Source organism: Paraclostridium bifermentans (assembly GCF_019916025.1).
Lineage (GTDB): Bacteria > Bacillota > Clostridia > Peptostreptococcales > Peptostreptococcaceae > Paraclostridium > Paraclostridium bifermentans.
In genome coordinates, this window is sequence record NZ_CP079738.1 from 69542 (window position 1) to 96142 (window position 26601).

Consider the following 26601-nt stretch of genomic DNA (forward strand, 5'->3'; position numbering starts at 1 on the left):
CCTCCTTTTTTAATTTACAAAATAAAATATTGGTTTTAATATGCTACGAGCATTATTTAAAAATGTATCTTGATTTAAACTATGATCTATAATTAAACTTTTTGAAGTTACTGCAATTAAAAATATAGAAATTAGTATGAACAAACCAAATCTAAATGTAGTTTTAAATAATTTCCAACCTATAGTAAGTATTAAAAAGATTATACTCAGTATTATTAAAAGAATAATTGTCATATACTCACCTCTCTCTATGCTTTACAAACACTATTATAAACATAGAACATTAATTGAATATAAAAACAACCTTAAAAAAACATTAAATAATTAGATTTTTAAATTACTTGATATCGCAAAGTTATTTGAAATATACTTAAATTAGCTATAAAGTTTATTATATATTAATTGATGTATGCAGGTTGCAAGATAAGGGGGAATAAAAATGAATTTTGGGTTTATAGTATTTTTAACAATGGGGATATGTTTACAGATATTTTTATCTAATAAAGACAATAAATTATTAGGACTAGTTTTGCCTATTATAACTTTTGTAAATTCGTTATTGTTTTCACTTCAATCTTTTACAATTGCTATAGGGATAAAAGTCTTTATTGTGACTAATATTTCAACTTTAGTTTTAATAATAGTTTACTTAATTTGCAAAGTTAATAAAAAGAGAAAAAAATAGTTTTATTAGAACAATAACTATATAGAATAAATACCTTTAAAATTTAGATACATAGATGTTAATGGTATTTATTATTTTAGTCCATAATTTATAGATTTGATTCCATAATAAAAAACTATAAATATGATTATGGTAAGATTAGATAAGTGAAAAATTTAAAATTATAGAATATAAATAAAAAGGAGTTTTTTTTATGTCTAATGAAGTATGTCCAAAGTGTGGCAGTTCTGAATTTGGAAGAGGAATATTGACAGGAGCTTATCTAACTCCAGAAAACAAGTTGTTTTCAGGTGGAAATAAACTAGTTTTAGAAGTATGTACAGAATGTGGGAATGTTTTAAATATGAAAGTAAATAACCCTCATAAATTTAAGAAATAAATGGGAGTAGAAAACCTTAATAATATTTTAATACCTTCTACAGATATTAAAGTATCATTAAGGTTTTTAATTATAAAATTAGATTAATATATGCATAACTTAAATTGTTATAGTAACATGTGAAACCCTACTAAAATGAGTATGATTAACTTTTATCTTTAATAGAAAGGAATTCATACGATTAGACTATAATAAAAATATACAGTGAATACAAATTATAAAAGGGGGAATAAGATGAAAATTGCAATAGTGGGATATAGTGGAAGTGGAAAATCTACAATGGCTAAGCAACTATCAAGTTATTATAATACTCCTGTTTTACACCTTGATACAATTCAATTTACACCAGGTTGGGTTGAGAGAGACAAGGACGAGGGGCGCGCCCTAACTAAAGAATTTATGAAGAATGAATCTTGGGTTATAGATGGTAACTATAGAGGTTTTTATCAAAGAGAAAGATTAGAACAAGCGGATAAAATAATTTTTCTAAATTTTCCTCGTAGGATATGCTTTTTTAGAGCGTATAAAAGATATTTAAATAATAGAAATAAAACACGTGAAGACAGGGCAGAAGGATGCGAAGAAAAATTCGATTTAGAGTTTGGATGGTGGATTATTCATAAAGGAAGAACAAAAGAAATAGTTAATAGATACAAGAAAATAGAAAAAGAATTTAAAGATAAAGTTATAGTTTTAAAAAGTCCAAAAGAAGTTAGATCATTTTTAGAAAATATAACTAAGATTTAAAATTATATAAAACGTATTATAAAAAAGTCATGAATATCCTAGTTGATTAGGTTTTCATGACTTAATTTTTACAACTTAAACTATAGTGAACTATTTAATAATATTTGGAGAAAAATCTAAAATTTTATATATTTTAGTTCTCGTTATTTATAACTAAAGTATCTCTATAAGGAAAAATCTTTATTTCTGTAGAATTTAAATCTTCCTTATTCATATCTATAGCGTTTATCTGATTATTATTGTATGTATTGTAATAATAGATGCATTTATCTTGGTTCATACAAGAAGTATATTGAGTTAGATCATATTTACCTTCTGGAGTTTTTACAGCGCCATTTAGCATAGCGACATTATTTAATATATGGAAAAACTCACTTACCCCACAAAATTCTATATCTGAAGACTCTAAGCTAGATTTATAGAAAGCAGCTCTTATAAATCTAGATGCAGATGAAAAATCACCAGGGATTCCAAACATACCCAGACCTTGAGATTGAGGAGTTAAATTTAATCTACTCCATTTAGTATTCTGAGGTTGGTCAGCGGTTACACCCATATATTGAATTAGGTTTGTTGTATGCCAATTAAAAGTTGGTGCATTTGTTAAGACCCCCACTTCATTATCATAAATGCTTAATTTTTCTTTTGTATTTTCAATAACCAAGCATTTACCATTTTTATCAGATACAATCCAATGAAGTGTTGGCAAAGGGGTAAATTTGTTTAATTGTCTATTTACTAGATTTATATTTTCTAGTTCTGGTTTTAACTCTTCTATAGTTTCAAAGTTTGATAGTATCCATAATATCAAATCGTATGGAGGTAAATTATTTTTTCCTTCTAGTAAATCATTTGAATGATATGCAAATCCAGGAAAATTTAAACCTGCGCAAGCTAATCCTTTTTCATTCATTGCTTCAGCAAATAACGGATGATTATCTATTATAGTTGCCATACCCATAACTGCATATTTTGTAGATTTAGTTTCATTAGTTGCTACGTTTTTATATTCAAAATTTCTAGGAACAAGATGAACAGCTTGATTAAAGTTGTATTCTATATCCATATTTCTTCCAAATAAATGTTGCCCGTCTTTTGTTTTTAATGTTAGTGCTGTACACATTTTTTACACTTCCTTTTTATCGTATAAACTAGTTTAAATATATTTATATTTTTTACCCGATTGGTAAATAAATAAACCTAGAATAAAGGGAAAGCCCTTAAAATTTATCAATTCGGATTTTAAGGGCTTATTTCTTGCTACTATCTAGTGCAGCTCCAATAGCAATGCCTATACATAAGCATAAAGCTAATTTGTCATATATCATACCAAATGTAATACCTATACACATGCAAAGTAATAAATAATTATTACTATTTTTATTATTACCATTTCCACTCATAAGAACATCTCCATTACTAAATAAAAAAATTTTTTACATTTTTAGAATAAATCTATTTGTTTTTCAAAAACAATTTGATAACAATATGGACATGACACACTTGAATCTGGCAGACCAGTTTTTACCTTGAAACCTCTATTAATTGGGACTTCTATAAATTTATATTAATATATATAGTTCTCTTCCTTAATAAATTTAAGTTTAACTTAATTATATCAGATTTATAAATTGATACATGTTCAACAAAATTGAAATTACCCCATATATGCAGCAATAACTATTATAGAAATTATTGATACTATATCTACTACAAACATTAAAATGTAATGGACGGCTAACTTAATATTTTTATTTGTAGTCCAATAAATAATAGATAAAATACAATAAGATAAAAATGCCCCTAGAACTATCATAGGAATTTTATATGGATTAACATAAGGATTAATAACAAAAAAATAGGATGGTCCGTATAAAAAAAAGATAGTTACAATTAATCCTATAATCCAATCAATTAGTTTTCTGTATTTACTCATTTTTAAATCACTCCATTCGAATTAATAACAAAATTAAATTGCTTACGTAAATTAAAAATAACATTGTTAATCAGCTTAAGAACAATTATACAAGAACAGTAGACAGATAAAATAAAATTGGATTAATATAGATTTATTTTGGAGTGAGATTTATAATTTTAAATATATAACTAAATGTTTTTTTAGCATTTTAGGGAAATCTTAAGGGGGGATACTTATAAATAACTATAAATTTAAATTTGATACTAAGCAAAAAATAATAGAAATTATAAACTTATCATTATTAATTTTTATGATAGCATATTTAATTATTAACTGGAATAATATAGGTGATAATGTAGCATCCCATTATAATTCAGTTGGTCAGATTGATTCGTGGGGAAGTAAGAGTAGTTTAATAGTACTCCCTATAATTACAATGATAGTAAATGCATCTATGAGTGGGGTATTATTTTTCCCACAAGCGCTAGATATACCTATAAAACTCACTGAAGAAAATTATGTTAAAGTTTATGAGTTAACGAGAGATTTGATGAATTTTACTAAGATAGCAATTAATATTTCATTTTTATATATGACTATTATGTCAGCAAATTGTAAGCCTTTAGGCACTTGGTTTTTAGCAATTTTTTTGACCGTAATATTTATGCCAATATTTATATATTATATAAAAATAAGAAAATTATAGAAAAAATACTTTAACATTTTATGGTATAATAAAAATCAGGAATTGAAATCTATAGAGTGGTGTTCCATTAAACTTTCTAGCCTACTTCTTAATTGGAAGGAGGTGAGAAGTATGGAACTAAAGATAATTGTTAGTGCTATAAGCACTGTATGTATTGGTCTTTTGACTAATTACATATATGACAAATTAAAAAACCACTCTAGTCGCCCAACTAAGAGTGGTATAGAACTTGATATAAAAATCAAATTCAAGCATTTCAAATAAATTAATTTGGAATATCACTCTACTGCGAATAGACTTCAATTCCTTTTTTATATTTATATTATATCACAATTCAACATCTTTTAAACTTAATTTTTAAAATAGATAATCAGGATTTAAAGATCTTTATAATTTATAACTTTTTCCTCTCCAGATATCATATTTTTAATCTTTATTTCATTATTATCAACTTCATTTTCCCCAATAAATATTACATTATTTATATTTAATTTATTTGCGTAATTTAATTTTTTCTTTAAACTATCATCTTCAAAATAAATACTTACGTTGTATCCTTTTTCATTTAAGTCTGACATAACCTTTCCGCTATATTCAAGTGTATTACCTATTGGTATTATTAAATAATCAGAACTAGACTTTATATTATATCTATCTATGAATCCAATTTCTTTTAAAACAAAGAATAATCTTGTTAATCCAATAGATATTCCAACTCCAGGTAATATATTATTTGTATAATTCTCGGCTAAATTATCATATCTACCACCAGAGCAAATAGATCCAAACTGTTCATTGCCTATAAGGAATGTTTCAAACACACTTCCTGTGTAATAATCTAATCCTCTGATTATCTTTAAATCAACTTCAAATTCATTATCTTTTACACCTAAAATTTTCAATGTAGATACAACTTTTTTTAATTCATCTAATCCTTCAGAGAAACATTCATTTTGGATGTTTAAATTCACTAACTTATCTAGTAGAATGTCATTTGACTCATTAAGATTTAGTAAGTTAGTTAAGTAAATACTTTTTTCATCTCCGATAATATCACGTAAACTTTTATTAAAAGCGTCTTTACCTATTTTATCATATTTATCTATAAGAGTTACAACCTCTTGAACATCGTATATTTGTAATTGAGATAACACTCCTTTTAAAATTTTTCTATTACTAATTTTAAACTTATAATCGTTTAAACCAATAGACTTAAATGCTTTAGATGCTAGACTAATTACCCATGCATCATTGTAGACACTTAGTTTATCTTTTCCAATGACATCTACATCTAACTGGTAAAACTCTCTGTATCTACCCCTTTGATTTCTTTCGCCTCTATATACTTTACCTAGCTGATATTTTTTGAAAGGAAATACTAGATCGTTATAGTTTTGTGCTACATATCTTGCAAAAGGCACTGTTAAATCAAATCGTAAAGATAAATCATTTTTTCCTTTTTCAAATCTATATACTTGCTTTTCTGTTTCACCACCACTTTTAGCAAGTAATACACTTGATTTTTCTATTATAGGTGTATCAATGGCTAAACATCCGTTATTTTCATATATATTTGTTATTTTGTTTACTATATCGTTAAAAATTGATTGGTCATTAGGTAATAACTCCATGAATCCTGGTAAAATACTTGGTTTTATATAGTTGTTTTTCATATAATATCGCTCCTATTTGAATAAATTATTTTTAATATTAAAAAAAGCCATGTAGGCATATATCCCACATGGCTTAATAAATTATAAATACACTTAATTTATCATTCCTAGAGATACAAGCCTACGCGAACAGACTTGTATCTGCTTAAACAGACCAAGTCTCTAGAAATGTTGATGTATTAAATTTAATCTAATAAGTGTATTCATAATAATCCTCCTAAAAAATAATTTATAAAGATAATAGTCCAATAAATAAGAAAAGTCAATAGTAATTTTTAGAATCTATTTTCATTAACATGCAAACTTTAAAATTCTAAAACAAAAACTGAGAACATAACTATTGTTGATAGTGCAAAAAAGATTAAAGAAACTCCAGCTTTCTTTTTCCTAGATTCAATTATTTGTTTATCTGTATCACTCATATGAGACAAATACTTCTTTTTGCCTATCAAAATACCTTTACATAGTATGTTTTACAATGTCAAAATTATTTTACATGGCTAAATTTCAACCTTTATATAATGTATATATAAGTAAATCATAACATATAACAACCTTTATTTTATAAAGGACATACTAGATTTATTTTCTATAAATATTGGGTAGTATATAATATTATTGATAATTAATATATGTTGGATTAAATATCCTATAAAGGAGATGATTTCTTGAAGAAATTTACATGTGAAAATTGTAAAAGTAAATTATATGCAAGAGAAGTTCCAATATTTTCTTCCTTAGAAAAAGATGAGATGAATAAAATAGCTACTAATATGGATCACATTACCTTTAATAAGGGAGATATACTTTGCACAGAAGGGGAAGAATCGTCTAAGTTATTTATTTTAAGTAGCGGGTCTGTAAAGCTTTCAAAGCTTACTAATGAAGGTAAAGAACAAATAGTACATATTTTAAATGAAGGTGAATTTTTTGGAGAATCGAATCTATTTGATAATAGAGCTATTAGTAATTTTACAGCAACTATTTTAGAAAAAACTAACGTATGTATAATGTCTAAAGATAACTTTGAAGAAGTTTTAAGCAAGAACCCAAATATAGCTTTTAAGATAATAAACCAGCTTAGTAAAAGGTTAGTAGAGACGGAGAATATAGCACTAAATTTAGCTACAAATGATGTTCATTCAAGGATAGCAAACATGCTTTTAGATTTTAGTGAAAAATACGGAGTTAAATCTAATGAAGGTATTATAGTTAGGATGCCTATCAGTAGAGAAGGTATGGGAAATTACTGCGGGATTACAAGAGAAACTATAAGTAGAAAACTTCCTATGTTTGAAGATATAGGAGCGATAAAATTAAAAGGAAATAAAACTATAATAATAAAAAATTTAAATCAGTTGAAAGAATTTATTTACTAATAAAAAAAGCTATAGTTGTATAACTATAGCTTTTTTATATATCTACGATTTTACTAAAATATTAAATAATTTCACATCACTTAGAGCCTGTACTCCGTAATTTATATCTGCCTCCATTGCGACTATGTCTCCTTCATTTAATACTACTTCTTCATCTTCATTGTATAAAATTTTACAACTACCTTCTATCATTACAAATAAAGTTTCCATTTCATAATATTCTTTATCTATGCTTTCACCTTTTGCAAATGAGAAGAATCTTATTTCTGTATTATCGTTATCTATTAAAGCTTTGCTAGCAATTTTGTTTCCCGTGTGACTTATCATTTCATTTAATGCTATTTTTTTAAAAGGTTCAATATTTCTTAAGTATTTCATATGCTAATCCTCCTTAACTACAACTAAAAGCATTTTCATATCTTCTTTTGCTGTTACTTGATGAGGTATATTTGCAGGCATTACAACAAATTGACCCTTAGTGGCTTCCATTGAGTTATCTCCTATTTTTACAGTTGCGACCCCTTCATGTATATAAATTAAAGCATCACCTTTTGCTGCATGAGGACCAACCCCCTCACCTTTTCCAAAGGCTAGAACTGTGATGCCTACACCTTTTTTCTGAGCTATAGTAACTGTTTCTATTTGACCATCTTTACAACTTACTAAACTATCAAAATCTATGCTTTGTCCTTTTACAATGTTCTTTATTAATTCACTCATATCATAATCTCCTTTTAATGTATTTATTTTATAGGTACATTATATTTGAATCCTTAAAATAAAAATGTGATTATAATCAAAGTTTTAGATTTTATTTAAAGTGTAAGTCGTATAGGAAAATGGTATAAAGTATAAGAGTAAGGTGTACACATGGGTTATAGCAATACTATAAACTTAGGTACTTTATTAAAGCTAAGAAAAATTATATAATAACTAAATTGTTATATATTAAGGGGAACTATATATGAAAAAATTAAAAAAATATTTAATTTATATAATCCAAATTACAATTGTAATTAGTGTTTTCTTTTTTTTATTTTTAAATATAGATATTGATGGTAATAAAAATAAAAAAGAAGTTAAAGTAGGCCTTTATGACTATGGATCTTATTATTCTTTAGATAAAGGATCAAAGCCTAGTGGGTATTATAATGATTTATTAAAGTTTATTTCTAAAAAATTAGGATTTAAATATACTTATGTTAACTGTAAAACTCAAGAAGGATTAGATTATTTAAAAAGTGGAAAAATCGATTTATTGTTTGGATTAAGTAAAACTTCTGATAGAGAACAAAATTACATATTTACAGATCATTATATAGCAGATGAAAATTATGCTATATATGCAAATCGGAATGAAAAATATAATGACTTAAAAGGGCTTAATGGTCTAAAGTTTGGATATATAAAAAACGAGCAAAATAATAAATATGTTTCAAATATGCTAAGAAAAAAGAATATACAAACAGAATTTATAAATGAAAGCTCATATGAAGAAGCGCAAACTGATTTAAAGGAGTCTAAAGTAGACTTTATAGTAGCTCCTATAAATAAGGATTTAGAAAATCAGAAGTTTAATAGAATTTTAGAGTTTTCTTGCGAGCCAGTATATATAGCGGGGTCTAAAGGCAATGAATCACTTATAAATCAAATTGATGAAGTTTTATCAGAAAGCAAATATGGAATTTTAATTTATAATAAGTATTATAACGAGTACTTTTCAAAGAATGTTTTTAAAAATAAGATTATTTTAGTATTAATTTTATTTATATTATTATTTATATATTACATTATCTTTAGAAAAACAAAAACAATACGTAAGAGAAAAGAAATCAGTGAAAACTTAAGAAATGATAAGTATGTAATGTATTATCAGCCAATAATAAATCCTAAAACTAATAACATAGTAGGATTAGAGTCTCTTTTAAGAATGAAAAGTGAAAAAGGGATCTTAACACCAAATTATTTTCTAGAAGACATAGAAAAAAGTAATATGATATTTGATATATCTATATGGATAATAAAGAAAGTCTTAGAAGACTATGATAAAATTAAAACCTATGAAATTTGTAAAAACAGTAAGTTTTATATTTCAGTTAATATATCATGTATAGAAATTGAAGATGAAGAATTTATAGAAAAACTTATAGAAATTAGTAAAAGTCCTGATTTTATTAAGGATTTAATATGTTTAGAAATTGTAGAAAAATTTAAATCTAGTGATTTATCTAAAATACAAAAATCCATATTAATACTGAAAAAGCATGGTTTTACTATAGCTATTGATGATTTTGGTATAGAATATTCTAACTTAGATTTATTAAGTCAAATAGATGCTAATATAATAAAGTTAGATAGATATTTTATTAGTGATATAAAAACTACTTTATTAAAAAGAAAAATCATTGAGTTTGTAAGTGAAATATGTAAAGTTTCAGATAAATCAATTGTATGTGAAGGTGTAGAAAATGATGACCAATTAGAGATTATAAAGAATATAGATTATGAAAAAATTTATATACAAGGATTTTTCTATTCTAAGCCAATTGATATTGAAGAATTAGAGCACTTTACTATAAAACAGAGTTGATAATAAGTGAACTTAATTATAATTGACAGAAAAGACTATCTATTATTAATTATATATGTTATAATAGTATTTGTAGAGATACAAAAGTAAATCAAGATTAGGTCTTGATATGGTTAATAGGAGTACATTTCAATGGAAAATGGAATAGTAAAATGGTTTAACAATGAAAAAGGATTTGGTTTCATAACAGTAGATGGAGGAGAAGATGTATTCGCTCATTTCTCAGCTATACAAACTGATGGGTTTAAATCATTAGAAGAAGGTCAAAAAGTAAGCTTTAATATAGTTAAAGGTGCTAGAGGTCTTCAAGCAGAAAACATAACTATATTATAATATATATATTCATGTTAATTAAAAAGACACAAAAAAGTGTCTTTTTTTTATAAAAATTTTTAGATTATACAATATATAATCTATTAGGTGGTGAACTTAATGATTAATTTTACAAACGAATTAATTTTAAAAACATTAAATACATTTTTTTTAGTTGGAGTTTTATTTATTGGATATAAATTAGTCTGTTATATTGAAAAAAAAATAACTCTACTTATAGAAAAATATATATAAATTAAACTTTTCCATAGTATCATTTAGATATTGAGCATTGAAATTAACATATAACATAGGATTTGAGAATTCATATATAATATCTTCATACATTTCTAAATTAACAGTTCTATTATGATTTAAATTTATTAATTAATTTCAGTTAAAACAATAAACTTGTAATTTCTATTTACTATCAATATGTTCAGATTCAAAATTTTTACTATCCAAAATATTTATATTTGTAAATTAAATTTTATTCTAAATACCTTTAATCTCAGCATCTGGAAAAACGTTATATTAAAGATCCTGCTAATAAAAATTTTTATAAAAGTACTATTAGTATTAATTTCTAAAATGTATAATTATAATTGGGAATACTAGGATATGACTTTATAGATTAATGGGGGAATAAAAAATGAATAAGTTTAATTGTTTAATTTGTAATGAAGAAGTACTTTATGAAAATGAGAGTAAGGAAAGAGTATGTTATTTCTGTAAAAAAACTTACGAATCAGCTATAGTATGCAAAAATGGACACTATGTATGTGATTCATGTCATAGTAGTGATGCACTTACGGCTATAACTAACTATTGTTTAAATAGTGATAGTATAAATCCATTAGAAATGGCAGTAGATTTGATGAAGCATCCAGCTATTAAAATGCATGGACCAGAGCATCATTATTTAGTTCCAGCAGTATTAAGCACTGCATTTTTAAACAAAACTAATGAAAAAGCAAAGTTAGAAAGTTTATTAGACGAGTGCCAAAAAAGAGCTAAGAATGTATTAGGGGGATTCTGTGGATTTTACGGAGCATGTGGAGCTGGAGTAGGTTGTGGAATTTATACTAGTTTAATACAAGAGTCAGGTCCTATGAATAAAGAGGAATGGGGGCTTTGTAATTTAATGACATCAAAGGCGCTTGAAAATATAAGTAAGTATGGAGGGCCAAGATGTTGCAAAAGAGATTCTTTTACAGCTATAGAAACAGCTATAGATTTTACTAAAGAACATTTAAAAGTGGATTTAGATAAAACTTTAGATTTAAAGTGTAATTTCAATAGTTTAAATAAAGAATGCTTAAATTCAAAATGCAAATTTTATACTGACGATGAATTAGTCTTAGAGTTGAATTAGACTATTAACATATAAATAAAAAAGTATATCCCAAAGGATATACTTTTTTATTTATATGTTTCTATTTAATAGCTGTAACTGAAGCAGACATAATATATTCACCTACGTTTAAGTTATGACCCCACTTTTCTTCATACTCTTTAGAAACAGGTTTGACATCTATTTTTATATTTTTAAATCCTGAATTTTCTAAGTAAACTTCTAACTCTTCAACTGAAGAGGCTCCTGTGACTCAGCCACAATATAGTTTTTCATCTTGTTTCATTTCCTGAGTTAAATCTTTCATAAGAACTATGTCTGATATAGATAATCTACCGCCATTTTTAAGAACACGATAAGCCTCATCATAGACTCTTTGCTTATTAGGAGATAGATTTATAACACAGTTTGATATTATAACATCAACTAAGTCATTTGCTACAGGTAGGTTTTCAATTTCACCTAGTCTAAAGTCTACATTTTTATAATTGTTAGTTAAGCCATTACTTCTCGCTTGACTTAACATTTCTGGAGTCATATCAACACCTATAACAAGTCCATTATTTCCAACTTTTTTAGATGCTAAGAAACAGTCAAATCCAGCTCCACTACCTAAATCAAGCACAGTTTCACCTTCTTTTATATCTGCAATTAAGTGAGGGTTTCCACATCCTAAACCTAAGTTAGAATCTTTTGGAACTATATCCATATCTTCATTAGAATACCCTATACTTTTAGATATGTCTTCTCCGCAACAGCTTAGATTAGACTCATTTGTTACAATTTTTTTATAGCTATCTCTAACTATATTTTTTATCTCTCCAGTAGTAATATCTTTCATATTACAAGCACCACCTTTTTATAAAATTTTATTATTTATTAAACCAATGTTTAGTTTTATTTGCTATTGCAACTAATGCAAGCATAACTGGAACTTCAACAAGTACTCCAACTACTGTAGCAAGTGCCGCTCCTGAATTTAATCCAAATAAAGCTATTGCAACTGCTACTGCAAGTTCAAAGAAGTTACTAGCACCTATCATACCTGCTGGTGCTGCTACATTATGAGGTAAATTCCATGCTTTACACCAAAGATAAGCTAGGAAGAATATAAAGAATGTTTGTATTGTAAGTGGTATTGCAATTAATAGTATATGTGTTGGGTTATCTATAATCTTCTGTCCTTGGAAAGCAAATAATATTATTAATGTTAGTAATAATCCAACTACAGTTATCCCATTAAACTTAGGCAAAAACTCATTTTCAAAAAAATCTAATCCTTTGTTTTTTATTATCATAGTTCTTGATAAGTATCCTGCAACAAATGGAATTATAACAAATAATACAACTGATAATAACAGAGTATCCATTGGAACAACTACATTAGTTACACCTAATAATAAAGCTACAATGGGAGCAAAGCCTATTAGTAATATAAGGTCATTTACTGCAACTTGAACTAGTGTGTATGCTGGATCTCCATCTGTTAAGTGACTCCAAACAAATACCATAGCTGTACATGGTGCTGCTCCAAGTAACACTGCTCCTGCTAAATATTCTTTTGCTAAATCAGCTGGTATAAAGTTCTTAAATACTATAACTAAGAAGAAATATGATATCGCATACATTGTAAATGGCTTTATTAACCAGTTTGTTCCGCAAGTAACAACTAAGCCTTTCTTTTGTTTTGCAGCATTTTTTATAGATGTAAAATCTATCTTAAGCATCATTGGATAAATCATTAGCCATATAAGTATAGCTACAGGTATAGAAACTTGAGCGTAAGTGAATTTATCTAGAGTTTTAGGTATTTGAGGTAAATAAACTCCTATTAAAACCCCAACCACTATACAAAGTGCTACCCAAACTGTTAAATATTTTTCAAATACACCCAGTCCTCCACTTTTTTCTTTTTTATTGCTCACTATTTTTCCTCCTATATTTTTATTTAGAACTTCCTTCTCTTATAAGTCTTGCAAAGTCATTTGGAAGTATTTCATTTTCTTCTATCTCATTTGCCATTTTTTCAAAATCATATTTGACTTCTATAATTTCTGCTTCAACACTTGATGGAGTTTTAGTTATTTCATCTTCATTTTTTATATCTATAATTATATAGTTTGCATTTGGGTTACCTGTTTTAGGTTTACCAACACTTCCAGCATTAATAAGTAGCTTTTTTCCATAAAACTTGGCATATGGAATATGAGTATGACCACAAATTAATATATCCTCTACTAACTCACTCATAACCTCATCTGCTTCTTTTGAGTTTTCCTTTAAATACTCATTTATAAGTCTTGTACTTCCATGAACAAATCTTATAGTTTTACTATCAAACGTAAAGATTAATTCTTTTGGTAAATTTTTTAGATATTCTTTGTTTCCTTTGGTTGTAGTTTGACCTGTAAAGTGCATTGAAAGACCTGCTTTTTCAGCATCTTTAGGATCTGGGTAATCACATCCACAAACTATTTTTAAGTTTCCTATAGCATCATCATAATTACCCATTATAGTAAGTATCTTATCTTTCTTTAAAGTTTCAATAACTTCATTTGGTCTCGTTCCATAGCCTACTAAATCACCTGTGCATACTGTCATATCTACACCTTTAGTTTCAATATCAGCTAATACTGAATCTAGTGCATATATGTTGCTATGTATATCCGATATTACTGCTATTTTCATGTACGTTACCTCCTAAATTTGATTTATTTTGTTATCTGTGAGATTACATTTTTAACCTGTGAAACAGTATCACAATTTAAATTAGCTTTTTTGTATGCTTTTAAAATTTCATAATCATATCTTAGATGTGTATCTTTATCTAACTCATTGTCTAAAATATTTTGAATAAAATTATATTCATTTAAAGTCTCATCATCTAATTTATAATAAATAAACTTTGCCTCTTTGTAATAATTAACCAAATTAGCATTAGTAAGCTTACTTAAATGTCTAGATGCATTAGACTGTGATATTTCAAGTATTGCTTCTATTTCACAAACACATAAAGGTCCATCTCTTAAAATATTAAGTATTCTTAATCTAGTTTCATCGCTTAAAGCTTTTAACATTTGTATAAGTTCCATAATAACTCCTTTTCATATTAACATATTCACTTATAATCATATGATATGTTAAATAAAATGATTTGTAAACAAATAAATCAAAAAAATTTGATGTTTTTATTTTAAATCTTTTAGAAATTAATATTTATTCATAATTTATTCATATTTTTTTCTTATTATTAGGATAAAAATAATAAGAAAAGGTAGTGATTATATGAAAAAATCATTAGTAGGGGCATTAGCATTAGGGCTAGTAATAGGGGCAGGAACAATGGGAGTAACAATATTTGCAAATGAAAAAGATGTTGCTACTCAGACATTTTCAAATGGGGTAACTCCAGCAGTATCAAATGTAGATCAAAATGATTTTAACCAAGTGAATACTCAGTTTAAAGAACTAAGTCAAGAAACAAATCAAATTGAAAAGTTAGATGGAACTCAATACAAGAACTCAAATTCAGATTCTAATTCAAATTACAGAAATTGTTGTTCATATGGGAACTATGGAAATGGAAGTATAAACTAATTTTTACATAGAAAAAGCTAATCTCAAAATAGAGATTAGCTTTTTCCCTGCGAAGATTAATTACAATATACTATAAAATTAATAATTTTATGGTATATTGTAATTAATTTATATAGCAAGATAGAAAAGGGAGACGTATAAATGTTTAATATATTGATAGTAGATGATGAGAAGAAGATAACACAAGTTATTAAAGCATATTTAGAAAAAGAAGGATATAACTGTATAGTAGCTAATAATGGAGAGCAAGCGCTTAAATATATTACTAATAACAACTTAGATTTAATAATTTTAGATAGAATGCTACCAGATATAAGTGGAGAAAATATTTGCAAAAAAGTAAGAGAGACTTCTATGGTTCACATAATAATGCTAACCGCGAAAACTGAAGATGAAGACCGTATAGAAGGATTTAACACAGGGTGTGATGACTACGTATGCAAGCCTTTTAATGTTAAAGAGTTAGTTTTAAGGGTAAAAGCAGTTTTTAGAAAATTAGACGTAGAAAATAAAGATGTATTAAAATTTTCAGATAAACTTGAAATAAACATGTCGTCACATGATGTAAAAGTGAGAGGTGAAAAAATTATATTAACTAATACCGAATATAAGATACTTTTATTATTTGCAAAAAATCCAAATCGGATATTTAGCAGAGAACAATTACTAGAGTTAGCAATAGAGGAACATTATGAAAAAGTTGATAGAATTATAGATGCTCATATAAAAAATCTTAGACAAAAAATAGAATTAGATACAAAAAAGGCTAAAATTATTCAAACTGTATATGGGGTAGGTTATAAATTTGGGTTATAAATTAAGAAAGCAAAGACTTAATAAAAAATTAATTCTATCTTTAGTATCATTAATAATTCTAGTCGTGATAACCATAGCTGTATCTATAAATAGTGTTTTTGAGAAGAAGTTTGAAGAATATATAATTAAAAATAATAAAAATGAGGTTTCTAACTTAATAAACTCGATTCAATCAGAATATATGGATGGGAGATGGAACTTATATAGTATAGAAAAAATAGGAGAAAATGCCATAAACAAGGGTATATTTATAGATTTATATGATACAGATCAAACACTAATTTGGGGGGCTACGACATATAGCCAAGATAGATGCAACAAAATTATGGGAAACATAGAAAACAACATGAATCATACAAGGTCAAATTGGCATGGGAAGTATACGGAACAAACATTTAGTTTAAAAAATTCTAGTGATGAAGTTATTGGATCTGTAAAAATTGGAACATATGGTACTCTTTATTACATGGATAATGATGTTGATTTTTTAGAAGAAATAAACAAGGTAATTACAATAATCGGTATTTTAATGACTTTAGTAACAGTATTTATAGCTATACTAATTTCTAACAATATCTCTAAACCAATAGAAGTTGTATCTAATATGGCAAATTTAATGGGAGAGGGCGGTTTTGATAGCAAAATTGATTATCAAAGCAATATATACGAAATTGATACTCTTATATCATCCATAAATAATTTATCATTAAAATTAGAAGAACAAGAAAACTTGAGGAAAAGATTAACTACAGATATATCTCATGAACTCAGAACTCCGCTTACAAATGTACAAACTCATTTAGAAGCAATGATAGATGGAGTTTGGGACCCAAGTATAGAAAGACTAAATAGTGTAAATGAAGAAGTAATAAGACTTACTAATTTAGTCAATCAATTAAAAAACTTAGCTAAGTTTGATAGTGAAAAAAATAAACTTAATTTAACTGAAGTTAATATAGAGAAACTTATCAAAAATATAGTTTACAACAATCAAGGGTGTGCACTAGAAAAAAACATAAATATAATGATGAATTTAGAAAATATAAATGCATATTTGGACAAAGATAAAATTTCACAAGTTGTTGTGAATTTACTTTCGAATGCAATAAGATATACAAACAATGGGGGAAATATATATATTAATGCATATGAAGAAAAAGAAAATATTAAAATACATTTTAAAGATGATGGGGTAGGTATTCCAAAGGAAAGTTTAAAGTATATCTTTGAAAGGTTTTACAGAGTTGATGAGTCTAGAAGCAAAGAAACAGGAGGTATTGGGGTTGGACTTACTATTGTAAAATCAATAATTGATCTACACAAAGGTAAAATAGAGGTTAAAAGCAAGAAAAATAAAGGAAGTGAATTTATAATTACACTACCAATTATAAGTAATTAAAATAATTAAAGTAAATTTAACATCAAATTCACAATTTATTCATACTTTTACTCTATTATAATTCCATAAGATATTCTCCTCTTTAACATAGATATAATTTTTAAAAATAGGTAAATTCTTAAAAAGGATTTACCTATTTTTTATAAAAATATAGTGGTATTAAAAAAATTTTACAATTTATTCATAATTTATTCATAATTGTTTGATATTCTTTAATAAGTTACAAAAAAGTTACAAATAAATGGAGGAAGATTAATTATGCTAAAGAGAAAAGTTTTAATACCTATTACTGCAATTATGATAGTATCATCAAGCATGAGTGCATTTGCAAATGAGGATAAAGGAAGTTCAAAAAGTAAAGATGAATATAAAAAAATAACATATAAGACGGCTAAAGTTAACGCTAAAAAAGGGCTTAATATAAGAAATACACCTAAAGTAGAAGATAAGAATAAAATATATGCAGTTCCAAAAGGAACGGAACTTGAAATATTAGGTAAAGACAATGATTGGTACAAAGTTGAACTAGAAAATGAACAATCAGGATGGATAAATTCAAATTATGTAGATGTAAAAAACGACTCATTATATATAAGTGCTAACAATGTAAATTTTAGAGAAGAGAAAAATTTACATTCTAAAGTATATGAAGTTTTAGAGAAGGATACAAAAGTAGAATTTTTAGAAGATAATGGAGATTGGATAAAGGTTAAGTACAATAATGAAGAAGGATATATATATAGCAAGTACATAACAAATGAAAAGCCAGTTATAAAAATAAAAGAGGAAGTAGTAAAAGGAGTTACAAGCTCAAGTGTAAATGGAAACACTACTCAACAAATTAGTAAACCACAAGAGAATGGCAATATTGAACAAAACAATGAAAATAATGAAACTGATGTAATTCAAAATCCATCAGCAAATACTGATAAACCTGAACAAGATATAAATGCTGGAGCAGAAAATAGTAAGCCTGAAGAATCACAAACCCCTCCAGCGAGTAACTCTAGTAAGCAATCTGCAATAGTAGACTTAGCTTATTCGCAGTTAGGTAAACCTTATGTATGGGGAGCTGAAGGTCCTAATTCTTTTGACTGTTCAGGTCTTATGACTTACATATTTAAAAATGCTGGAGGTATAAATTTACCTAGAACATCTAGTCAACAATCTAACTTTGGAACGACTGTAAGCAGATCTGATCTACAGCCAGGAGATTTAATATTCTCGAGTACTGATGGAAGTGGCGGAGTGAGCCATGTTGGAGTATATGTTGGTAATGGAGAAATGATACATGCACCTAAACCAGGAGATGTTGTAAAGAAAAGCAATATAAATACAAGTTATTGGAATGGTGCTTATTTATGGGCAAAAAGAGTTATATAATTTGCAATTGATGTATTTTATGAAGAATTAAAATTTATTCATACATAAATTTTAAAATATAAACAATACTATAGATAAACCTTAAAATTTTGTTCTATATTGTAACCTCATTAAATTTTTTAAAGTTATATAAATATTAGAAAATAGTTAAGGAGTATTTGTAACTAAATATTCCTTAACTATTTTTATGTGGTATTATTCAAATAAAATTTTTTATTATTAATTAGATAAATATTCTGATTTTAATAAATCTAGTGTAATGAAATTACTATCAATATCAACTTCTTTAAAACCAGCACTTTTATGACCCTTTATAGCACTTTTTCTATCTAAAGGAATTACATTTCTTAAAACCCTCACATCAAAGTCATTGAATGCAGTAGCTGCAAGTTTTAATAAACCTTTAGTGCAATATCCTCTACATCTATGCTTACTCTCTATAACTATTCCTATGCGGTGTAAATCATTTGAGGGATCATAGTAAAAGCATACATCACCTACAAACTCATCAGTTTTGATATTTAAAATATAAGCATAGTACATATTTACTCTTTCAGATATCCACTTAGAATACCATTCACTCCAATACTTTTTAGAAAAATCAATACAACCTGTTTCGTTATTATAGTTTTCAATTCCAAGATTATAACCTTTATTGTAAGACATGGTATCTTCCTGAGATAAAATTAGTTGTCTGTACTTAAGTTCTTCAAATGATGGAACATGTAAAATCAACTTGTTCATAATGTAGAATTCCCCCTTTTAAAGTTATAATTATTTTTTTAATAAATTATTTAGTTCTTCAGATGTTTTTGCATTATCCCACTTTGAGTAAAAATAAAAACCAATAACATGACCTATTATTGTAAGTATAAAAATATATAATATCCATGGTTTTATAAAAATAAACATATCTGGTGAAAATAACCATACAGTTATAATTCCTCCAAGTGTATTTATAATAGATGATATAGCAATCTTATTAAAAGCTTTAAGTGATGAGAAATTCCATAAAGCAGGATACATTACTCCAAATATAATTGCAGAAATAGCACATATACAAACTAAGTTCCAGGTATATTTAACGGATAATGATACATCTCCTAAAAATATAGAAATTAATAACAAGACCCATATAAATGTTAGTGAAAATATTTGAAAAAAAGATGATTTAAATTGTTTAATCATAATAGTCTCTCCTTTATTATTTTTACATAATGTCTATTTACAAAGTGAAATGAGCCATCACTAAGTATTACTTCTAATCTTGCATTTGGGGCAGATGAAAACTCTTTAACTTCATTTAGATTAATAATTGTTTGATTGTTGATTTTCACAAAACTTTTATAGTTTAGACTTTCTATTTCTTTTAGTCGTTTATTTATCAAATAAAGTTCTTTAGATTTCATTTTTACACAACACATATTACCTTCTGACTGAAATTCTAATATATCGTTGATATTTACTTTGGTTTTGCTATTATTTTTAGTATTTATAACTGTTATTTTTGAAATTTGTCTTATGTAGCTTTCTAAATCATGTCCAAGGTTTACATTTTCAGGACAAACCTTAATTTCTACTTCATCTCTGCTTAAAATCTTATCTATCAAAATATTAATTTTCATATTTAACTCCTTTCTTGATTTAAATATACTATCAAAAAGTTTAATTATCTACAGATTTGTGTTTTGGTGCACTTTTTAATAACACAGTTACATACAATAATAATTTTTATATAGAGAATAATACATTTTAAATAATTAAATTGGAGTGAAATAAATGAATATAGGAGTAATATAGCGAAGTTATAAATTAGCTAAATAGAAAAATTTAAATTAGAGAGTGTGAGAAGGTATTTTGATTATTTATAGAAATATAGGGTAGTAAAGTATACTAATATTATTTTATAAAAGGTTGGGGTGATGGTATATGTATAGTTTATTTAATGAATTTAAAGAAATAGAGTCTGATAAGTACCTTTTGAGAAAGATAGCATATTCAGATTCAAGAGATATCTTGGAAATGTATTCAGATGAGGATGTTATGAAGTTTAACTCAGGTCAAAAAATTAGTTATATAGAAGACATTATAAAGCTTATTGACATTATAGATAAGGGATTTGAAAAAAAGTGGTTTATAAGATGGGGAGTAATTGAAAAAAGTACTAATAAATATTTAGGAGATCTTGCTCTACACCATTTTGATGAAAATGAAAATAAAGTTCAAATTGGCTATATGTTAAAGAAAGCTCACTGGAACAAAGGAATCATGAGTGAAGCCGCTCCATTATTAATTAACCATGTAAGTGAAAGTACACCTGTTCAAACAATCGAAGCCCATATATATCCTCAAAATACAGCATCTATAAAGCTAGCAGAAAAATTAGGCTTTAAATTTAAAGAATTATCAAGTGATGATAAGGACAAAAATAAAGTTAGAGTTATTTATTCGATGAAATTAAGGTAGATACTTTAAGGTATATAAAATAATGTATATTACATCATTCATATTAAGATATTTATTTTGATTTATATAATATGAATGATGTTTAATAATTAAAATTTTATCCAATTTTACTTCCTTGAACCTTTAAATCTTATATTTATCAAATATCTTATTACTAAAACTAACATTTTTAGAAAAGTAAATTAACCAAACTAAAAATGCTATCCAAAAACACCAATTAGATATAAATAAACATCCAATTCCTCCTATCAAAAATATTAGGCCATAGTTAAAAAATGTATTTCTAAAATCTTTACTTAATTTTACTTCATCATAATATTTTCTTTTATCTTTAGAAATTAAATTATATCCACCGATCAAAATACACGCTTTATCTTTAAATATAAAAAATATAAATGATATTATAAAAAATATTCCTGCCATAGATAAAGAACTATAAAACATTCTAAATTCTCCCCTTTTGTACATTAAAATTTTTCGAAATAGTATATACAATGATTATAGCGATTTTAAATAAGAAATAGAGTATTAAATATATTAAGAAATCTTAATAGTGTTTTTATATAAAAGTATATATCTTAACAACAAATTTATATGGATTTTAATAAAATATTATTAAATAAAATATAAGGGGGGGATATCAATATGTTATCCAAAGAAACTAGGTTAGACTCATTTAAATTAAATATAAGAAATGCAGTAAATAGTCTACAAAATAATGATTTTAACAATGCAAAGGAACATATACTTTCAGCTATTATGGCAAATTTTAATGCTGCTGAACCACATAATTTATTTGGCATTTACTATGAATTACAAGGTAATTTAGGGTTGGCTAGAAAGCATTATAGGGCATCTATATGTTTAAATCAAACACTAGAGTGTGCAAACAGAAATTTAGAAAGAGTTTGTATGCTTAAGTATGTATGTAGTCAAGAATATATAGATTATGGAGAGCTATGAATAGCATAAAAAATAATCCAGCACAAATGAGAGTAAAAGTACTGGATTAAATATAATGTATAACTAAGTCACATATAAATAAACCTTAGTTATACATATTAACATATTCATAAATTTTATTATTGATTCATAAAATTTATGAACTTTACAAGTTTAATTAACTAATATTAATAAGAGCATTAAAAAAGAGTATATATATCTAAATTAATAAAATCAATTTAGATATATATACTCTTTTTTAGATAGTCAGACTATAAATTTAGAACTTAAGCAATGTACATTAAATTATCTATCCTTTTGATAAAGGGTATAAACATTATAAATACTTAACAAAATAGCGAAAACTAATAAGATTAATTGTTTTGCACTCATTTTACCACCTCAATAAAATATATAATTATATATTTTATTTTAAATCTATGTACAAGTAAAGGAAACAAAATGTTACACAAATTTAAAATTAACGACAAAAACATCGTATTTTCCTGTTTTTGCAATTAGATTAATTAAAATTAAATACTCTAATGTAGTATTTTCAAGTGTTGTAAGATTTTATATCCATCACTTGAAAACCCGACATAGGGTCTATAAGTGTATTTAATTGGAAAAATTGTAAATAAAAATTGGCTAAAACTAAAAATAAATATTCCATTATAAACCTTCATTAAAAAGTACGATAGATGATAATTATCTAAAATTATAAAAAATCGAAAAGCAATTAATAAAGATATAAGGGGTCCAGCGGCATTCATTAAAATTGATTTTAAATTATTATACATTGGATTCCAATTTACACAACCATACGATATATCAATTAAGGATGAATAACCATTAAAATAAATAGTTAACCTACCAAATCTAAACTTTTTATTTAAACTAGCTGTTCCTATATAAATACTTACAACATCATCTGTAAGTATTAATGCGGAAATTGCATGACCTAACTCATGAAATAAAACTAAAATTGGCATTGATAAAATATATATGATTGGATAAATTAAAAAATCTAAGCAACGTAAACTCATATTTCCACCCCTTAGATAATTATATTATCAACCATTCAAATACTATTCCGGAAAATATACATTGATAAAAATCTAACTAACTATTAAGAAATTTAATTATATGTATTGAAAATTGCAATTTTTAATATGCAAAATTTGATGATAGTATATTTATAAACAGAAAGCGCTTTCGAACTTTTAAAATTTTAAATTAAATTAGAAAACTTTTTACCAATATAGACGAGAAGTATCCAAAAATTTATGAGACTTTCAATCATAAGTTATTTTAATACTTGGAGGAAATTAACATGAGCTACAAATTAAAATTACAAGAGGTTAATGATTTATTTAATGAATTAAAAAAAGAGTACATAATTTATGCTCCAAAGAGATTTGAGAAGCAAGGAAGATACTCAGATACAGATATAATTAAGTATGATGAAATAAATTCTGTTGAAGAAATTGTATTTAAAGAAAAATCAACTTATCCTGCAAAGGAAGTTATTACTCCTATATCACAAACTCTATATTATTTTATAGAAAATGAATTTAGAGAAAGTACTATGAAAAGTCAAAAGAAAATTTTAATCTTTGCAAGACCTTGTGATATAAATGCTCAAAAAAGACAAGACAATATATACCTTAAAAATGGAAACTTTGAAGATATATTCTATAAAAGAGTAAGAGATAAAGTTAAGTTTATATGTATGGAGTGTACTGAAGGATGGGATACTTGTTTCTGTGTATCAATGAATAGCAATACAGTAGATGACTATAGTTTAGCAGTAAGATTTAATGATGATAATCTACTGTTTAATGTTAAAGACAATTCTTTTAGTAAATATTTTGAAGATAAGAAAAAAGATGAATTTGAACTTCAATTTATTAAAGAAAATAAAATAAAAGTAGAAATTCCAGAAATAGATAATATAGAAATTTTAAATAAATTAAAAACTCATAAAATGTGGGAAGAGTACAATAAAAGATGTATTCAATGCGGAAGTTGCACCATAGCTTGTAGTACATGTACATGCTTTACAACAACAGATATAGTTCATGACGCAGAAAGTAACATTGGAGAAAGAAAAAGAATTCAAGCATCTTGTCATGTAGATGGATTTGATGAAATGGCAGGAGGTCATGTATTTAGAAAAACAGCTGGAGATAAGATGAGATATAAAGTAATGCATAAAATACACGATTACAAAGCTGAATTTGGAAATGAACATATGTGTGTAGGATGTGGTAGATGTACAGATCGATGCCCAGAGAATATATCTATTACAGCTACTATAAACAAGGTTTCAAAAGCTGTTAAAGAACTAAAGGAGGAGAAGTAAATGGGAGAAAATATTTTAACACCTAAGTCATGTGAGATAATAGACCTATTTAAAGAAACTGATAACGAATGGACATTTAGAATAGCAAGTGATGTTGTTCCTGAACATGGTCAGTTTTTACAATTATCTCTTCCAAAAGTTGGAGAAGCACCTATATCAGTAAGTGGATTTGATAATGGATATTTAGAATTTACGATAAGAGCAGTAGGAAAAGTAACGGATGAAATATTTAAATTAAGCCCTGGAGATAAAATAGCTCTTAGAGGTGCATATGGTAAAGGATGGCCAGTAGATCAATTTAAAGGAAAGAATTTAATTATAGTAGCTGGAGGTACAGGAGTCGCACCAGTAAGAAGTTTAATAAATAAATTCTATAATGAACCTGAATTTTCTAAAAGTGTAAACCTTGTGTTTGGATTTAAAAATTCAGAAGGTATACTTTTTGAGAATGATTTAGAAAGATGGAGTGAAAAGTTTAATACCATATATACTTTAGACAATGATACAAAGTGTGGATGGAAAAAAGGTCTTGTAACTACGCATCTAAACAAATTACCTTTAGAAAAATTCGAAGATAATTATGAGGTTATAATAGTTGGACCACCGGTGATGATGCATTTTACAGCTTTAGAGTTCTTAAAACTGGGAGTTCCAGAGGGAAAAATATGGGTTTCTTTTGAAAGAAAAATGTCTTGTGCAGTAGGTAAATGTGGACATTGCAGAATAAACGAAACTTATGTATGCCTTGAAGGACCGGTATTTAACTATACAAAGGCTAAGACATTATTAGACTAGGAGGGGTTAACTATGAATCATGATATAGATATAAAAAAAGTTAGATTAAATTGCTTTCGTCAATCAAAAGTTCCAGGTGAATTTATGCTTCAAATGCGTGTTCCAGGTGGAACTGTAAATGCTAAATACCTAAATGATATTCAAGAGATTGCTCAAAGATGGGGAAATGGAACATTCCACATGGGGATGAGACAAACATTTAATATTCCAGGAATAAAGTATGAAAATATTGATGAAGTTAATGAATTTATAAAAGACTATCTAAAAGAAGTTGAAGTTGATGAGTGCAACTGCGATATGGAGATTACGGAAAATGGATATCCTACAATAGGAGCTAGAAATGTAATGGCTTGTATAGGCAATACTCATTGTATAAAAGGAAATGTTAACACAAAAGATATGGCCAATAAAATAGAAAAATTAGTATTCCCTTCTCACTATCATATAAAAGTATCTGTAGCAGGTTGTCCAAATGATTGCGCTAAAGGACATTTTCAAGATTTTGGAGTTATAGGTCAAGCTAGAATGGAATATCATCCTGAAAGATGTATAGGGTGCGGAGCTTGTGTTAAAGCATGTGAGCACCATGCCACAAGGGTTCTAAGCTTAAATAACAAAGGGTTAGTAGATAAAGATATATGCTGTTGTGTTGGGTGTGGAGAATGCGTATTAGCATGTCCTGCAAGTGCATGGACAAGAAAGCCTGAGAAATTTTATAGAATAGTTATAGGAGGAAGATCAGGGAAACAAACTCCTAGAATGGGTAAAACTTTTATAAATTTTGCAACTGAGGAAGTTGTTTTAGGCATCTTTGGAAACTGGCAAAAGTTCTCTGCATGGGCTCTAGATTATAAGCCACAGTATTTACATGGTGGACATTTAATTGATAGAGCAGGATATCATAAGTTTAAAGAGATAATTTTAGATGGTGTAGAGTTAAATCCTGAGGCTTTAGTGGCTGAGAATATATTCTGGGCGGAAACTGAATATAGATCAAACTTTAATGTTAAGCCAATTAATAAACACAATGTAGTTGAATCAGATAGAGAAATTAGAAAATAAATTTTAGAAAAAGACATACTTAAGTATGTCTTT

Annotated in this window: 35 protein-coding genes; 19 read left to right on the forward strand and 16 right to left on the reverse strand. The window is 26.4% G+C overall.

Going from position 1 to position 26601, the window contains the following annotated elements:
- Positions 1-9: 9 nt before the first annotated feature.
- Positions 10-234: a hypothetical protein gene (locus tag KXZ80_RS16465; RefSeq protein ID WP_021431989.1), complete on the reverse strand. Its 225-nt coding sequence runs from the start codon at positions 232-234 to the stop codon at positions 10-12.
- A gap of 205 nt (positions 235-439) precedes the next feature.
- Here KXZ80_RS16465 and KXZ80_RS16470 point away from each other — a divergent pair, with 205 nt between their 5' ends.
- From KXZ80_RS16470 to KXZ80_RS16480, 3 genes are all read left to right on the forward strand, one after another.
- Complete coding sequence (locus KXZ80_RS16470) at positions 440-685, forward strand: hypothetical protein (RefSeq protein ID WP_021431990.1); 246 nt, start codon at positions 440-442, stop codon at positions 683-685.
- 193 nt (positions 686-878) lie between these two features.
- Positions 879-1064, forward strand: coding sequence for a hypothetical protein (locus KXZ80_RS16475; protein WP_021431991.1), 186 nt, complete (start codon positions 879-881; stop codon positions 1062-1064).
- A gap of 234 nt (positions 1065-1298) precedes the next feature.
- A complete protein-coding gene (locus KXZ80_RS16480; RefSeq protein WP_021431992.1) occupies positions 1299-1811 on the forward strand; it encodes a DNA topology modulation protein in 513 nt (170 codons plus the stop codon).
- A gap of 133 nt (positions 1812-1944) precedes the next feature.
- Here KXZ80_RS16480 and bsh read toward each other — a convergent pair whose 3' ends face one another.
- The 3 genes from bsh to KXZ80_RS16495 all read right to left on the reverse strand — a co-directional run bounded on the left by bsh (position 1945) and on the right by KXZ80_RS16495 (position 3747).
- A complete protein-coding gene (gene bsh, locus KXZ80_RS16485) occupies positions 1945-2934 on the reverse strand; it encodes a choloylglycine hydrolase (RefSeq protein ID WP_021431993.1) in 990 nt (329 codons plus the stop codon).
- A gap of 127 nt (positions 2935-3061) precedes the next feature.
- Positions 3062-3214, reverse strand: a complete 153-nt coding sequence (locus tag KXZ80_RS16490; RefSeq protein ID WP_021431994.1) for a hypothetical protein — start codon at positions 3212-3214, stop codon at positions 3062-3064.
- A gap of 254 nt (positions 3215-3468) precedes the next feature.
- Positions 3469-3747 carry a hypothetical protein gene (locus KXZ80_RS16495; protein ID WP_038284917.1) on the reverse strand — a complete coding sequence of 93 codons (279 nt, stop codon included), beginning with the start codon at positions 3745-3747 and terminating at the stop codon, positions 3469-3471.
- A gap of 292 nt (positions 3748-4039) precedes the next feature.
- On the opposite strand from KXZ80_RS16495, the gene KXZ80_RS16500 reads away from it, so the two are divergent.
- Both KXZ80_RS16500 and KXZ80_RS16505 read left to right on the forward strand, forming a co-directional pair.
- The gene (locus KXZ80_RS16500) at positions 4040-4435 is read left to right on the forward strand and encodes a DUF1648 domain-containing protein (RefSeq protein WP_082435270.1); all 396 of its coding nucleotides are present in this window, start codon (positions 4040-4042) and stop codon (positions 4433-4435) included.
- 111 nt (positions 4436-4546) lie between these two features.
- Positions 4547-4699, forward strand: a complete 153-nt coding sequence (locus KXZ80_RS16505; protein ID WP_156344284.1) for a hypothetical protein — start codon at positions 4547-4549, stop codon at positions 4697-4699.
- 113 nt (positions 4700-4812) lie between these two features.
- Here the strand turns inward: KXZ80_RS16505 and hisS are convergent, their stop codons facing one another.
- Positions 4813-6108, reverse strand: coding sequence for a histidine--tRNA ligase (hisS, locus tag KXZ80_RS16510; protein ID WP_038284921.1), 1296 nt, complete (start codon positions 6106-6108; stop codon positions 4813-4815).
- Between the two features lie 668 nt (positions 6109-6776).
- On the opposite strand from hisS, the gene KXZ80_RS16515 reads away from it, so the two are divergent.
- Complete coding sequence (locus tag KXZ80_RS16515) at positions 6777-7487, forward strand: Crp/Fnr family transcriptional regulator (protein ID WP_021431841.1); 711 nt, start codon at positions 6777-6779, stop codon at positions 7485-7487.
- A 42-nt stretch (positions 7488-7529) separates the two neighbouring features.
- Here the strand turns inward: KXZ80_RS16515 and KXZ80_RS16520 are convergent, their stop codons facing one another.
- Positions 7530-7865 (reverse strand): cupin domain-containing protein, encoded by a 336-nt coding sequence (locus KXZ80_RS16520; protein WP_021431842.1) that lies wholly within the window; start codon positions 7863-7865, stop codon positions 7530-7532.
- Between the two features lie 3 nt (positions 7866-7868).
- Entirely contained in the window at positions 7869-8207 is a 339-nt protein-coding gene (locus tag KXZ80_RS16525) for a cupin domain-containing protein (protein ID WP_021431843.1), read from the reverse strand.
- Between the two features lie 244 nt (positions 8208-8451).
- On the opposite strand from KXZ80_RS16525, the gene KXZ80_RS16530 reads away from it, so the two are divergent.
- The 4 genes from KXZ80_RS16530 to KXZ80_RS16540 all read left to right on the forward strand — a co-directional run bounded on the left by KXZ80_RS16530 (position 8452) and on the right by KXZ80_RS16540 (position 11764).
- The gene (locus KXZ80_RS16530) at positions 8452-10077 is read left to right on the forward strand and encodes an EAL domain-containing protein (RefSeq protein WP_021431844.1); all 1626 of its coding nucleotides are present in this window, start codon (positions 8452-8454) and stop codon (positions 10075-10077) included.
- Between the two features lie 132 nt (positions 10078-10209).
- A complete protein-coding gene (locus KXZ80_RS16535) occupies positions 10210-10410 on the forward strand; it encodes a cold-shock protein (protein WP_021428710.1) in 201 nt (66 codons plus the stop codon).
- 99 nt (positions 10411-10509) lie between these two features.
- Complete coding sequence (locus KXZ80_RS17790; protein ID WP_021431845.1) at positions 10510-10644, forward strand: hypothetical protein; 135 nt, start codon at positions 10510-10512, stop codon at positions 10642-10644.
- 397 nt (positions 10645-11041) lie between these two features.
- Positions 11042-11764, forward strand: a complete 723-nt coding sequence (locus KXZ80_RS16540) for a DUF5714 domain-containing protein (RefSeq protein WP_021431847.1) — start codon at positions 11042-11044, stop codon at positions 11762-11764.
- A 61-nt stretch (positions 11765-11825) separates the two neighbouring features.
- Here the strand turns inward: KXZ80_RS16540 and arsM are convergent, their stop codons facing one another.
- From arsM to KXZ80_RS16560, 4 genes are read right to left on the reverse strand one after another with little or no spacing between them, the layout of a single operon-like run.
- On the reverse strand, positions 11826-12584 hold the full coding sequence (arsM, locus tag KXZ80_RS16545; RefSeq protein ID WP_156344330.1) for an arsenite methyltransferase: 759 nt from the start codon (positions 12582-12584) through the stop codon (positions 11826-11828).
- A gap of 31 nt (positions 12585-12615) precedes the next feature.
- The gene (gene arsB / locus KXZ80_RS16550; RefSeq protein WP_021431849.1) at positions 12616-13668 is read right to left on the reverse strand and encodes an ACR3 family arsenite efflux transporter; all 1053 of its coding nucleotides are present in this window, start codon (positions 13666-13668) and stop codon (positions 12616-12618) included.
- Between the two features lie 19 nt (positions 13669-13687).
- Positions 13688-14431 carry a metallophosphoesterase family protein gene (locus KXZ80_RS16555; protein WP_021431850.1) on the reverse strand — a complete coding sequence of 248 codons (744 nt, stop codon included), beginning with the start codon at positions 14429-14431 and terminating at the stop codon, positions 13688-13690.
- Between the two features lie 23 nt (positions 14432-14454).
- Positions 14455-14835: an ArsR/SmtB family transcription factor gene (locus tag KXZ80_RS16560; protein WP_021431851.1), complete on the reverse strand. Its 381-nt coding sequence runs from the start codon at positions 14833-14835 to the stop codon at positions 14455-14457.
- A 193-nt stretch (positions 14836-15028) separates the two neighbouring features.
- Here KXZ80_RS16560 and KXZ80_RS16565 point away from each other — a divergent pair, with 193 nt between their 5' ends.
- From KXZ80_RS16565 to KXZ80_RS16580, 4 genes are all read left to right on the forward strand, one after another.
- Complete coding sequence (locus tag KXZ80_RS16565; RefSeq protein ID WP_021431852.1) at positions 15029-15340, forward strand: hypothetical protein; 312 nt, start codon at positions 15029-15031, stop codon at positions 15338-15340.
- 141 nt (positions 15341-15481) lie between these two features.
- On the forward strand, positions 15482-16156 hold the full coding sequence (locus tag KXZ80_RS16570; RefSeq protein WP_021431853.1) for a response regulator transcription factor: 675 nt from the start codon (positions 15482-15484) through the stop codon (positions 16154-16156).
- Positions 16146-17555: a sensor histidine kinase gene (locus KXZ80_RS16575; protein ID WP_021431854.1), complete on the forward strand. Its 1410-nt coding sequence runs from the start codon at positions 16146-16148 to the stop codon at positions 17553-17555. Before KXZ80_RS16570 ends, KXZ80_RS16575 begins: the two co-directional genes overlap by 11 nt.
- A 258-nt stretch (positions 17556-17813) precedes the next feature.
- Positions 17814-18938, forward strand: a complete 1125-nt coding sequence (locus KXZ80_RS16580; RefSeq protein WP_021431855.1) for a C40 family peptidase — start codon at positions 17814-17816, stop codon at positions 18936-18938.
- 219 nt (positions 18939-19157) lie between these two features.
- Here KXZ80_RS16580 and KXZ80_RS16585 read toward each other — a convergent pair whose 3' ends face one another.
- From KXZ80_RS16585 to KXZ80_RS16595, 3 genes are read right to left on the reverse strand one after another with little or no spacing between them, the layout of a single operon-like run.
- Positions 19158-19682, reverse strand: a complete 525-nt coding sequence (locus KXZ80_RS16585) for a GNAT family N-acetyltransferase (protein WP_021431856.1) — start codon at positions 19680-19682, stop codon at positions 19158-19160.
- 30 nt (positions 19683-19712) lie between these two features.
- On the reverse strand, positions 19713-20126 hold the full coding sequence (locus tag KXZ80_RS16590) for a hypothetical protein (RefSeq protein WP_021431857.1): 414 nt from the start codon (positions 20124-20126) through the stop codon (positions 19713-19715).
- A complete protein-coding gene (locus KXZ80_RS16595) occupies positions 20123-20563 on the reverse strand; it encodes a LytTR family DNA-binding domain-containing protein (RefSeq protein ID WP_021431858.1) in 441 nt (146 codons plus the stop codon). Before KXZ80_RS16595 ends, KXZ80_RS16590 begins: the two co-directional genes overlap by 4 nt.
- 304 nt (positions 20564-20867) lie before the next feature.
- Here KXZ80_RS16595 and KXZ80_RS16600 point away from each other — a divergent pair, with 304 nt between their 5' ends.
- Complete coding sequence (locus KXZ80_RS16600; RefSeq protein ID WP_021431859.1) at positions 20868-21404, forward strand: GNAT family N-acetyltransferase; 537 nt, start codon at positions 20868-20870, stop codon at positions 21402-21404.
- Between the two features lie 123 nt (positions 21405-21527).
- Here the strand turns inward: KXZ80_RS16600 and KXZ80_RS16605 are convergent, their stop codons facing one another.
- Positions 21528-21848 carry a DUF3784 domain-containing protein gene (locus KXZ80_RS16605; RefSeq protein ID WP_021431860.1) on the reverse strand — a complete coding sequence of 107 codons (321 nt, stop codon included), beginning with the start codon at positions 21846-21848 and terminating at the stop codon, positions 21528-21530.
- A gap of 201 nt (positions 21849-22049) precedes the next feature.
- On the opposite strand from KXZ80_RS16605, the gene KXZ80_RS16610 reads away from it, so the two are divergent.
- Complete coding sequence (locus KXZ80_RS16610) at positions 22050-22367, forward strand: hypothetical protein (protein ID WP_021431861.1); 318 nt, start codon at positions 22050-22052, stop codon at positions 22365-22367.
- A 521-nt stretch (positions 22368-22888) separates the two neighbouring features.
- Here the strand turns inward: KXZ80_RS16610 and KXZ80_RS16615 are convergent.
- Positions 22889-23392, reverse strand: coding sequence for a site-2 protease family protein (locus KXZ80_RS16615; protein WP_021431862.1), 504 nt, complete (start codon positions 23390-23392; stop codon positions 22889-22891).
- A 287-nt stretch (positions 23393-23679) separates the two neighbouring features.
- On the opposite strand from KXZ80_RS16615, the gene asrA reads away from it, so the two are divergent.
- The 3 genes from asrA to asrC are packed head-to-tail and all read left to right on the forward strand — an operon-like array spanning position 23680 to position 26568.
- On the forward strand, positions 23680-24711 hold the full coding sequence (gene asrA / locus KXZ80_RS16620; protein ID WP_021431863.1) for an anaerobic sulfite reductase subunit AsrA: 1032 nt from the start codon (positions 23680-23682) through the stop codon (positions 24709-24711).
- A complete protein-coding gene (gene asrB / locus KXZ80_RS16625) occupies positions 24712-25506 on the forward strand; it encodes an anaerobic sulfite reductase subunit AsrB (RefSeq protein ID WP_021431864.1) in 795 nt (264 codons plus the stop codon).
- A gap of 12 nt (positions 25507-25518) precedes the next feature.
- Positions 25519-26568: a sulfite reductase subunit C gene (asrC, locus tag KXZ80_RS16630; protein ID WP_021431865.1), complete on the forward strand. Its 1050-nt coding sequence runs from the start codon at positions 25519-25521 to the stop codon at positions 26566-26568.
- The last annotated feature ends 33 nt before the right edge of the window (positions 26569-26601 follow it).